This is a genomic window from Aeribacillus sp. FSL K6-2848 (assembly GCF_038004325.1).
GTDB classification, from domain to species: Bacteria; Bacillota; Bacilli; order Bacillales; family Aeribacillaceae; genus Aeribacillus; species Aeribacillus composti.
Genome location: NZ_JBBOQQ010000001.1, coordinates 3,345,153 through 3,356,595, shown reverse-complemented (window position 1 = coordinate 3,356,595; position 11,443 = coordinate 3,345,153). Strand labels below are relative to the sequence as shown.

Annotated in this window: 11 protein-coding genes; 4 read left to right on the top strand and 7 right to left on the bottom strand. The window is 37.2% G+C overall.

What is annotated here, in order from left to right:
* Positions 1 to 170 precede the first annotated feature (170 nt).
* Positions 171 to 1,532, top strand: a complete 1,362-nt coding sequence (locus NSS70_RS16185) for an IS4 family transposase (RefSeq protein ID WP_094245809.1) — start codon at positions 171 to 173, stop codon at positions 1,530 to 1,532.
* A gap of 614 nt (positions 1,533 to 2,146) precedes the next feature.
* Here NSS70_RS16185 and NSS70_RS16180 read toward each other — a convergent pair.
* Both NSS70_RS16180 and NSS70_RS16175 read right to left on the bottom strand, forming a co-directional pair.
* The gene (locus NSS70_RS16180) at positions 2,147 to 2,353 is read right to left on the bottom strand and encodes a DUF1657 domain-containing protein (RefSeq protein WP_063387284.1); all 207 of its coding nucleotides are present in this window, start codon (positions 2,351 to 2,353) and stop codon (positions 2,147 to 2,149) included.
* Positions 2,354 to 2,428: 75 nt separating this feature from the next.
* A complete protein-coding gene (locus NSS70_RS16175) occupies positions 2,429 to 2,644 on the bottom strand; it encodes an alpha/beta-type small acid-soluble spore protein (protein WP_063387285.1) in 216 nt (71 codons plus the stop codon).
* A 250-nt stretch (positions 2,645 to 2,894) separates the two neighbouring features.
* Here NSS70_RS16175 and NSS70_RS16170 point away from each other — a divergent pair, with 250 nt between their 5' ends.
* Positions 2,895 to 3,140: a hypothetical protein gene (locus NSS70_RS16170; RefSeq protein ID WP_144597080.1), complete on the top strand. Its 246-nt coding sequence runs from the start codon at positions 2,895 to 2,897 to the stop codon at positions 3,138 to 3,140.
* Between the two features lie 84 nt (positions 3,141 to 3,224).
* On the opposite strand, the gene NSS70_RS16165 is transcribed toward NSS70_RS16170, so the two are convergent.
* The 5 genes from NSS70_RS16165 to NSS70_RS16145 form a co-directional block, all read right to left on the bottom strand.
* Complete coding sequence (locus NSS70_RS16165) at positions 3,225 to 3,422, bottom strand: hypothetical protein (protein ID WP_063387287.1); 198 nt, start codon at positions 3,420 to 3,422, stop codon at positions 3,225 to 3,227.
* Between the two features lie 126 nt (positions 3,423 to 3,548).
* On the bottom strand, positions 3,549 to 4,592 hold the full coding sequence (locus NSS70_RS16160) for a YheC/YheD family endospore coat-associated protein (RefSeq protein WP_340881962.1): 1,044 nt from the start codon (positions 4,590 to 4,592) through the stop codon (positions 3,549 to 3,551).
* Entirely contained in the window at positions 4,582 to 5,934 is a 1,353-nt protein-coding gene (locus NSS70_RS16155) for a YheC/YheD family endospore coat-associated protein (RefSeq protein ID WP_339193250.1), read from the bottom strand. Before NSS70_RS16155 ends, NSS70_RS16160 begins: the two co-directional genes overlap by 11 nt.
* On the bottom strand, positions 5,918 to 7,027 hold the full coding sequence (locus NSS70_RS16150) for a YheC/YheD family endospore coat-associated protein (RefSeq protein ID WP_094244613.1): 1,110 nt from the start codon (positions 7,025 to 7,027) through the stop codon (positions 5,918 to 5,920). Before NSS70_RS16150 ends, NSS70_RS16155 begins: the two co-directional genes overlap by 17 nt.
* A gap of 53 nt (positions 7,028 to 7,080) precedes the next feature.
* On the bottom strand, positions 7,081 to 8,442 hold the full coding sequence (locus tag NSS70_RS16145; RefSeq protein WP_082829491.1) for a YheC/YheD family endospore coat-associated protein: 1,362 nt from the start codon (positions 8,440 to 8,442) through the stop codon (positions 7,081 to 7,083).
* Positions 8,443 to 8,562: 120 nt separating this feature from the next.
* Here NSS70_RS16145 and NSS70_RS16140 point away from each other — a divergent pair, with 120 nt between their 5' ends.
* Together NSS70_RS16140 and NSS70_RS16135 are read left to right on the top strand one after the other, a co-directional pair.
* A complete protein-coding gene (locus NSS70_RS16140) occupies positions 8,563 to 9,690 on the top strand; it encodes a DUF445 domain-containing protein (protein ID WP_340881960.1) in 1,128 nt (375 codons plus the stop codon).
* A gap of 107 nt (positions 9,691 to 9,797) precedes the next feature.
* Positions 9,798 to 11,423 carry a spore germination protein gene (locus NSS70_RS16135; protein ID WP_340881958.1) on the top strand — a complete coding sequence of 542 codons (1,626 nt, stop codon included), beginning with the start codon at positions 9,798 to 9,800 and terminating at the stop codon, positions 11,421 to 11,423.
* Positions 11,424 to 11,443: the final 20 nt, after the last annotated feature.

Genomic DNA, 11,443 nt, shown 5'->3' with positions numbered 1-11,443 from the left:
TCTCAACTTTCTCACAGTAAATTGGATTTCTAAGCCTTACGGTTAATGGGTTTGTTGGTTGTTTCGAATACTTCTTGACATAAAAATTTGCAAAAAAAACACCTCAACTTTTGGTATAGTTTAATTGTCCAGAAAAAACATTACCAAAAGCAGGTGAGGTGTCTCTTATTATGATAACGAATAACAGACTGAACAATCAACTACCAAAAGAAGTAAAAGCTATATTTGATGAACTTGAAATCTTAAAATATTTAAGGAAAGTGGGAATTAACAAGGGTTTCGGTTATTCCTGCGCCTATTTATTCCAGCTAGTTTTTAGTTTAGTTTTTGAAGGCAAAAATTTGTTTCGACTTCTTCAAAGTAAAAAAGCTAAAGATTTGCCGGAAAAAAACGCTATTTATCGCTTCTTAAATAACCCTCAATACAATTGGCGCAGGTTTTTACTTGTTTTGAGTACTTTCACCATTATGAAGGTAAGTAGTTTAACGAGACACGACCGTCCGAAAGTGCTGATCGTGGACGACTCATCTTATGAACGAAATCGCAGTAAAAAGGTTGAACTGCTTGCTCGCTGTTTCGATCATTCTTCTCAAAAAATGCGTTATTACAAAGGATTTCGTATGCTTACACTCGGCTGGTCAGATGGTGCTACATTTTTGCCTATTGATTTTGCTTTATTAAGCTCTACGAATTCCCAAATCAATGGGATTGATAACCGAATCGATAAGCGTACATCCGGTTATAAGCGGCGTGTCGAAGCTTTACAAAAAGCGCCGGAAGTTATTCCCAATATGATTAAACGGGCACTTTCTCAAGGAATCGATGCCTCATACGTTTTAATGGATACATGGTTTACCCAACAGCCTTTGATCAAGTCCATTGTGGATCAAGGGTTGGATGTTATTGGAATGGTGAAGGATACAAAACAAAGATATCAAGTGAACGGTGAATGGGTGAGCCTAAAAAAACTATACCAAACAGCTAAACCATCACAACATCAAAAGGGTATTTTGCGCTCTATTCACACAACGATGGCAAATGGCGTACCTGTTAAAGTGGTATTTGTCCGTAATCGTAATAAAAAGAGACAGTGGCTAGCTATTTTGAGTACAGACTGTACTTTATCGGATCAAGAAATCATTCGTATTTATGGGATACGTTGGGATATTGAAGTATTCTTCAAAACAGTCAAATCCTTATTGAAACTCCAAAAAGAGTTCCAAGGAAGATCTTATGATTCCATGATCAGCCATACCACTATTGTGTTTACAAGGTACATTGTTTTGTCTTGGCAAAACCGAGTAAGTACAGATTATCGAACATTAGGCGGCATTTTTTATGAACTTTGTGATGAAATCGATGAACTAGATTGGGCCTTTGCACTTCAACTACTCATTGAAATTCTTGAAGATGCACTTCAAAATGTAAATCAAAAGATTAAAAAATTCATCGAAAGTCAATTACGTAAATGGATTGTAGTTTTGCCTAATTATATCAAGGCTTATTTACCAAAATTGAGCTGCGAAAGTTGAGTTAATTTTTATTCTAATTTGTTAAATTTTATATTCAAAAATGAATGATGTTTTATAAAGGCGAAGATTTTAGTATGGTGTAAAACTCATATTCGCCGAAAAGCACATTCCGAGCAAATAACCTGTAGATGATGTTGCAGCTGGCGGCATGAATCAAGAATTTTTTTATAATCGACAAAATGCGCGTGCAGTCAAGACTTCCATGATGACGCTTTCTTTAACAAAATGATCTTCAGTTTTTATTCCCTTCCCCCCAATATTTAGATATTTTAGCAAAAAGATGGAATATCTACCATAATTTTTTTGTTTTTTGAATATTAATTCGATTGTTTGGCAGTCTATCACAGTGTGATGATCTAACGGATATCTAAGGTTTTTATAGACGATTTATTACTGCAATTGTTTTTAGAAAGATCAGATTTTAAATGCTTATAACAACTGCTCGAACGAAAGGGGGAAACACGACACTTCGTGAGTGGATTTGAAAGTTGAAGAGAGGTGCGATTTTCCTGTAATGGAATGAAGCTTGGAAGGATTAGAATTAAGGAAGCTGAATTGGAAGGGTTCAAGAACAAAATGGGAAATATCAGGAGAGTGAATGGTCCCCTCCTGATTTATAGCTGTTTAAATTGCGGCTCTTCGTTTTGAATGTAATTTAGCCTCGCTTTTAAATGGTCAAGCACTTCCTGTTGTTGTTTTGCAAGGTTTTGGTATAACTGCTTAGCTTGTTGATCTTCTGTTTCCAGTGCGAAGCTATGTAAGTTCGCAACCGCACTTTCACAGCTTGAAATAGTTTCCATCAATTTTGTGCCAACTGTCATTTGAAAAACCTCCTTATTCTCAAATAAAAGGAGACACGGGTAGTGCCTCCATAGCCATGAATATAAATTTTTTAGTTATTGTTGTTGGAAACCGCCAATTTGTTGTTGAGCAAGTGCAACTAAACGCTTTGTGATTTCTCCACCAACAGATCCATTGGCACGGGAAGTTGTGTCTGGTCCGAGATTTACACCGAATTCTGTTGCGATTTCGTATTTCATTTGTTCAAGCGCTTGTTGTGCACCAGGAACTAAAAGTTGGTTAGAGTTGTTGCTGCGGTTTTGTTGAGCCATAATTTTCAACTCCTTGTGAATTTTTTTTTTGGCTGGGTTAGCTGGAGTTGCACCAGCGTGAATCAAAAGATTCACTGCCAAACTCGGCTTAACCCACCGGGATGTATGCTGTTCATTAAGTAGTATGAGTAGGATGTAAAAATCTATTCGAAATGAGAAATGGTAATTTCTGTTTTGTGTCGTTACTCTGTAAATCAGACTAGAAAGGGAACATTATACATAAATCAATAACAAATAAAGGAGTTTTCACATGCGAGCCTGTCCGTTATGCAATGGATTTCAGCAACTTCATAAGTATTGTTCCAAATGCGGAGGCATTTTATTAGATGCAGGGAAAATTACTGACTATTTAGATGACTACAGTGCTTATATGGAAATGGACTTGATGAAGCTTTTAGATGGAAAAAGAGATTCACTAAAAAATCATCAATGCATACATCTTTTATATTGCAGCCAATGCCATGAAGAAGAGCATGCAATCATTCAGGAAACATAAAGAAAGGGGCCTTTTAAGCTTTAAGCTCTGAATTCTTTTACAGCTAAAATTTAAAAAGCCTGATGTGTTTTTCAAACATCAGGCTTACTTTCCGTTATTTTTCTCTATGTCAAAAGGCGGTTCTTCTTCCTCGAGGTCCCTTGCTTCTTCAATATTGGTCGCATTGTAACGGTAGTGAACAGATCCTCCTGAAAGACCTTCATTAATCATTCTGTCAATGTCCATAAACGATTGATCACGACCTTCATATAGCGAATCTTTTACTTCCTTATCCTTATCCATAACCGTATTACCCTCCTTATTCACTGGAATTATTCATTAGGTTGCTCAGGAAAAGGTAAAATTATAAAAAGAATGTATGATATCATGGATGATTACAAAAATTTGTGGCTTGTGCATCCGTTTTTATCAAGTTTTTTTGAAATCGATTCGATTTTTTGCTAAATGATGGAACAATTTGCTTAGTTGGACAATTCCGTTTTGGAATATGTCTTTTTCATCGAACACCATCGGTTTCGAATTAACCTCATAAATAAAAATATTTCCTTTTGTATCAATTCCAGCATCAATAGAAAATTCCCCAATGAATTGAAAACATTGAGAGAGTGTGCTGCCAATTTCGTGGCAAATAATTTCCAGTTTTTTTGTATCGACACGGTTTTTGACAAAGGAGAAGGGAAGGATAGTGCCACCATGTACTACATGTGTTGTAATGTTTTTAGATGCGCGCACGCCAATTCCCGAAATAACATATTGGTTTTGACTGTAATGAACGAGAATGCGCAAGTCGTATTTCTGATTGTTAATCTGATCGGAGACGATCTCCTGCTGCATCATATACGGCTCGTTTAAAATGAAATGTTTTATTTCTTTCCAAATATTTTCCAATGAAGATTCATTTTTTATAGAATTTACCGTTTTGATAATGTAGTTATGTTTGGATTCGGCTGTTATTTTAATGATTCCTTTCCCTTGGCTTTGTCCAACAGGCTTTAAATAAACGGAGGGGTATTTTTCAAAAAATGTATAAAAATCTTGTTTCGATGTTACTAATTGCGATTCAGGTATGACAGGAAGAAGGTGCTTATTTTTTTGCAAACAAGTAATGACATCCCATTTATTAAAAAAATGTCTGTTGAAATATGGGATGTTTTTTTTGTTTAAAGAGCGGAAAACGAAATCTGTTTTTTGAACTGTATCGCGAAACGGATAGCGATTATAGACAACATCTGGATATAGAAACTTTTTTTTCAACCAGCGATTTTCGTTCGGTTCATATATATAGCCGACGATCGATTTTTCTTTCATGCCAGAAGGTGTAAAAACAAAGCTTGAACTGTTCTGCTCAGCCAAATGTCTTTGTATAGCTTTAAATAACGAAATGTTTCCATAAAAAGAACCGCTTCGATCGTTATCACCAGCTAAAATTCCGACGAGCATTTCATGGGGCATCATAGATCTCCTCAGTTGAAATTGTTTTTTTCATTAAATATTCGGCATATTGGAATGGAAAGCGCAATGTTAGCCGGTCTTCTTGCTGCAAATCTTTATGCATAAAAATGGAGCGGCCAGGCTTCGAGTTCGCTTCAAATAGCCATATGTTCCCGTTATTGTCGATGCCGAAATCAAAACCGATTTCTCCGATTTCACCGTCCATTTTGCGATCAATTGCCTTGCTAATAGAAAGAGCCGCGGTGGAAAGTGAACGGTAAATGTCCTCTTTATTCAGCGGCAATGATAATTCATGCAAAGATTTTATTGTTCCTCCGTTTTTTACGTGTGTTGTAGGATTTCCCTTTCCGGCCAATTTCGCAGCGATTGCACTGACAAGCCAGATTCCGTTTTCGTTCTTGTTTGTGTGCACGCGGAAATCGACAGGATTTCCACTCGATTGAAGAAGGGAAATGCCTTGTTGAGCAATATATTGATCTAATGATCGCTGTGCAAAAAAACGCTGCAAAAAGCCTTCAATAGAAGAGAACAGCTTCAACTGGCCTTTTCCGTTCTCATCATAATAGCAGCAAAGAATTGATCCATTTTTCCGATTTTTCACCAGCTTAAATATTCCTAGGCCAAGGCTTCCGTTTTCAGGTTTTAAATAAATCGTTTGAAAGCGGTTAATCAGCTGTTCAATTGTTTTTATAGACGGAGCATGATATGTCTCCGGCAAGTAATGCCTTACTGTCCCATCTTTGGATAAAATATGATGGACATCCCATTTGTTGAAAAAGCCTGAGTTGAAAAGCGGAATTGAGCGCATAAATAAGTTTTTTTTCGCAGACTGAAAGTAGTCTGAGTTTTCTACCTTCCGATTTGGAAGACGATCATAGATGACATTTGGAAATGGAACGGTTATTTTTACCCATCCGGATTCATTGAATGAATAGCCTTCAATCATCTCTAAATCCCAATGAATTTGATGTATCCCAAATACAAAACAAAAAGCGCCTGTTGAACAGCCGTTGACCACTAATTTTGAAAAAAATATCGATCTGTCGCCTAATGGGCGTAAAAGGGATTTATAAAAACCTGCTGTGAAAATGCCGACAACGGGGCCTAAAAATAGCGTTTCACTATGGACTAAAGCTTTGATCCTAATATTTTTAGGTAAAAGCAGAGATTCGGCAATATCTTTTGAAATATAAATGCTTTGGCTGTCTTCGTGATGGAGAATAGAACGGCACGCTATTTTCCGTTTGCCGAAAGAGATCGATTCGATCGTTACATGGGAAAAAGAGCTAGGAAGCAAAACGGTTTGGTTTAGGTGGTCTGCCTGTTTAATTTGATAAATCATTTATTTCCACCCCGGTTTGTAGAGAGTGTTGCAAGTAGCGGGCATAGCGGACAGGAGCTTCGTACAGAACTGTTTTTCTCGCAGGATCTGTTTTTAAAACGACATTTCTCCCTGGTTTAGAATTAATATCTAGAATCCATATCGTTTCATTTTGCAAATCAATGCCGATGTCCACACCAAGCTCAAATAAAGGAGCAAAATTTTTTTCAATTTTTTGCGGAAGATGGTGAGCAAGCTGTTCGATTTGGTTATAAATATGGTTCAATCGCTGCCTTGGAATATCTTTTTCCCATTGTTCAAGGGAAACGACAGAACCGCCTTTTGACAAGTTGGATACATACGTATGTTTTTGACCGATTCGAATTCCTTTTCCTTGCATAATCCATTGACCGAACTCGTTTTTTTGAAATAAAATGCGCAAGTCAAATGGACGCTGCTGTTTGTCCTTTAAAGGGAGCAATCGTTGAAGAATGTATGAGTCAACTTGTCTCTTCGCAAGAAATGGTTTTAATTGATTGAAATGTTTCAAACGGACGATCCTTTGATTCGCTCCAATGAAAAAGTATAGAAATAGCGTTTCCTTTTCTTTTTTAATTACAAGCACTCCTTTTCCTGAACTGCCGTGAATTGGTTTTAAGATACATTCCTCATATGATTGCAAAAATGTATAAACTTGATCGGGATGTTGGAAATATTCTGTTTCAGGAAGATATTGATAAATGAATGGATCAGTTTTTAATGTTTTATATTGTTTCCATTTATCTGGGAATCCGTAGCCTAGAAAAGAAACATTTTGTTGTATTTTTAATTTTTGAACGGCTTTTTTGTTTTGAATGGAAGCAGCATCTTTGCCATAAAAACAGCGGTCATAAATATAATGTGGAAGTTGAAAAGTACTTCGCTCCCATTTATTAGATGTTAAATTGAATGTAAATCCCGTTAACGTACCATTTGCGAATTGTACGTCCAACGGGCGAAACATAATACATTTCATATTCAATTTTTTTGCCGCTTTTGAAATATTTTTAAAATAGGCTGCTTCATGAAAATATTTATTGACTAAAAATCCGAAAGACAAAAGAGGTTCTGCCACAAATATCCGCCTGCCTCCGTTTATCTATATTTACCCAATTATTATATGAATCGTTATGAAACATCATAACCGCTTATCAAGAAACAATAACGGATGATTGCTTTGGCAGACGGACGAATGGAAGGATTGAGAGAGTATTCAATATTTTTGGATGGCTTTGTATTGACTTCTAAAATCCATGGTTTCTGATCCTCACTTACAGCCATATCAATTCCAAATTCCCCGTATTCTCCCTCCACGTTCATTTCAACTGTTTTGGCGGCTTCCAGTGCTATTTCAGAAAGAATGCTGCAAAGATGTAAACAAGTGCTTTTGTCAAAAATGTCAGATAAGATTTTTTTTATTTTATACAGCTCACCGCCTTTAGCTAAATTGCTAACAAATTGATCTTTAGCGGAAAGGCGGGCGACAGAAGAGGTTATTTTCCAGCCCTGATGATTGATTTTATGGCATAGAAACCTGAAATCAAGCGGTCGATTATCCAATTTGATTGTGTCGATTGTCTGCTGAATAATATGCGGTTCTCTTTTGAGATATGGAAAGAGATGTTTATACATTTCCTGAAAGGAATGAAAAATAATTGGCTGCTCGCTTTTACCGGGATGGGTAAAGTATATTTCGAAAAGATCGTTTTTATTTTTCAAGCGAATAATTCTTCTCCCTTGACTGCCGTTAATCGGTTTAATAAATACGTCTTGAAAATCATTTACAAACACTTGCAAATCTGATTTTTTTGTTAAAAGCATCGTTTTTGGAAGGTAGGGAAGAAGATGCTGGTTGGACGCAAAAATTTTATGAATTTCCCATTTGTTTAAGTAGCGGTGGTTAAACACCGGTATATCGTTTGCAGCTGCAAATTGCAAAAACTTCAAATATTTTTGAGAATACTCTAATTTTCTTGATCGAATCCGATTATAAATCACGTCAGGACAAGGAATGGTTTCCTTTTTCCAATTTTGATGAGATAAATGAAACCCTTTCTTCTGATTTTGCTGCAGATCAGTTAATGTTGAAATACAAAAAAATGCGCCAATTTCCGCACAGTAATTCGCCATCTCTTTACAAAAATCATCAATATTTCCAAACTGGATTTTTTCATCGTCCTGAATAGAATCAATCAATACACAAATGACCGGTCCGAGTTTGAAGGTGTTGGTGAATTTATCATACTGAAGACGAAGCGTTAAAGATTTTATAGGAAGATGAAGAGCGTTGTAAATCTCTTCACTGGCATAAAGAACGATTTTTTCGTTTCGGATGAAGGAGGCTTTTGTTTTAACTGTTTCTTGGCCGCAATGTAAGGAAAACGTTTGGATCAGTGGAAGGGTCAAAGCTTTTTGCAAAGAATCGCTTATTTCCATATAGAAACCGTTTTTTTCTTCGAGTGGAATCATTAAAATTTTTGTTTCTGCCATTTGAATTACCCCGTTTGCTTACAAATGTTAACCGATTTATAATATTAACTTAGGTAAATCATGCTATGATATCGTATGTCTGGCAGTTGATCTTGTGAATAAACAGTGAGGAAGATGCAAATGGAATTTATATTAACATCAGCTATGATGGTCGTAATTAGTGCATTTATTGGCGGTGTTACGAATTACATTGCCATTAAAATGCTTTTTCGCCCATATAGACCAATCTATTTGTTTGGAAAAAAGCTTCCCTTTACGCCAGGCCTTATTCCGAAACGCCGGGATGAGCTGGCTAGGCAGCTAGGAAAAATGGTGATCGAGCATTTAGTTACACCAGAAGGAATCAAAAAGAAAATGGAGGAGGTCTCCTTCCAGCAGAAAATACAATCATTCCTGCTTCAATCGATAGATGCTTGGCTTGCCAAACAAAAAACTTTAACGGAATTACTGGAAGAGTATGGAGTATCCAACAGCAAGGAAATGATTGCCACCCGACTTGAACGAGCGATTGAAAAAAGCATACTTCATTTTTTCAATACAGATCAAAAAGTCAGTCATTTTTTGCCGCAAGAATGGAAGAAGAACATCGAATTGCAAATTCCTAGTCTTGCAGAATGGATTGCAATGAAAGGCGTTCAATATGTTGAAAGTGATGAAGGGAAACAAGCGCTGCAAAGAATGATCGATGACTTTCTTCAACAAAAAGGAACGTTTGGCGGCATGATTCAAATGTTTTTAGGAAACTTGAATATCGCAGATAAAATTCAATTAGAAGCAGCAAAGTTTTTTCGTCATCAAGGGACGATTGATCTGATTTCTTCCATTCTTTTTAAAGAATGGAGCCGATTGCTTGATATGCCGGTTTCTGAGTTTACAAGCAGGATGGACAAAGAAAAGACAAGCTTGTCCATTGCAAAACTTATTTCGGAAAAAATACGTATCTACGAAACATTGGATAAACCAATTTCAGAGCTTATCCAGCCGTATAAACAAGCAATTACGGAAAAAATGCTGCCAGCCGTCATTTCCAGCTCTGTTCTTTATTTGCAAAACAGTGTGGAACAGATTATGAAAGCTTTCGATATCGATGAAATTGTGACGGCACAGGTAGAATCCTTCTCGGTTGAACGTCTCGAAGAAGTTGTACTGACTATTTCCAAAAGGGAATTTAAAATGATTACCTACTTAGGCGCTCTCCTTGGTGGTATAATCGGGTTCGTACAATCGATTATCATTCTGTTTATTTAATCCCATGAAAACAGGCAAACCGCCTGCTTCATGGGATTTTTTACATATTAAAAGAACAATTGGGCACTTTACAAGTAAAAGGTTCAAAAACGTTAGGGGGATTCGGCATGAGCTTTTTAAAATTTTTTAAGAAATCGATCGATAAAAAGTCATTTGAACAGCTATTAGCAGACAAGGAAAAGCAAGATAGCAGCGAGCAACCGCAAAGCAAAGAAACGATCAAACGCAGCTTGCATGAAAACTTAAAAAAAATTAGAGAAGCATTTGGCAACAGCAGCGACATTGTTACAAGGGAAATAAGAATAGGAAGACAAGGGGAAATCCGCGTCGGGATTATTTATACGGACGGTTTGATTAACAGTGAAGCGAATCATAATTTTGTTATGGAATCGTTAATGTTTGAATTGAGAAGAAATGAAGTGGATCTGAAAGATCTGGCAGGTTTGACGCTGCTCAATTATATAAAAGAAATGGTCTTGACCGTCGGTTCGATTGAAGATGTGCATGATTTCAACGTTATCACGAATGCTGTTCTGTCTGGAAAAGTTGTTTTATTATTCGATGGATACGAACAAGGCTTTGCCGTTGAAATGAAAGGCGGAAAGGAGAGGGGAGTCCAAGAGACAACAACTGAAACAACTATTCGCGGTCCTCGGGAAGGATTTACGGAAAATTTGCGTGTCAATACTTCCCTTATTCGCAGAAAGATAAAAGACCATCGTTTATGGATTGAATCAAAAAAAGTCGGAAAAGTAACAAAAACGGAAGTCAGCATTATGTATATTAAAGGGATTGTGAGAGAAGAAGTGGTGCAGGAGGTCAGAAGCAGAATTGAACAAATTGATATTGATGGAATATTAGAGAGCGGTTATATCGAAGAGCTGATTCAAGATGACTCATACACGCCATTTCCAACTATTTATAATACGGAACGTCCTGATATCGTGGCAGGACATCTTCTCGAAGGCCGCGTAGCCATTTTAGTGGACGGCACTCCTTTCGTTTTAACTGTACCGTCAATTTTTGTGCAATTTCTGCAATCCCCTGAAGATTATTATCAACGCGCAGATATAAGTTCATTAATTCGTTTGCTCCGTTTTTTCGGTTTTTTCACTGCGCTCCTTGCACCGTCTCTTTATGTTGCTATTACAACTTTTCATCAGGAAATGCTGCCGACACAGCTTTTGATCAGTCTTGCCGCCCAAAGGGAAGGCGTTCCGTTTCCCGCATTTATTGAAGCATTTCTAATGGAAATTATGCTTGAAATTTTAAGGGAAGCAGGACTTCGAATGCCAAGAGCTATCGGACAAGCCGTTTCAATTGTTGGAACATTAGTTGTCGGGACGGCAGCAGTAGACGCGGGAATTGTTTCCGCCGCAATGGTAATTGTTGTAGCATTTACAGCTATCTCAAGTTTTATGGTCAGCTCGTATGACCTAGCGATCACCGTGCGGATGTTACGATTTGTTTTTATGGGGCTTGCCGCATCTTTCGGTTTGTTCGGAATTATCCTTGGATTGGTGGCGCTAGTTCTTCATTTGAGCAGTCTTCGTTCATTTGGCGTCCCTTATTTAAGTCCAATGGCTCCGTTTGCGCTGGCAGATCAGAAGGATGTTTTCGTTCGTCTGCCCCGCCGTCTGCTTATTTTTCGACCACGAGTTTTTAGTTCACAGCAAAATACGAAAAGAGAGAAATCACTTTTTCAAAACGAAAATCAACGAAAGAAGAAATAGATTACCTAAAGGGGTATTAA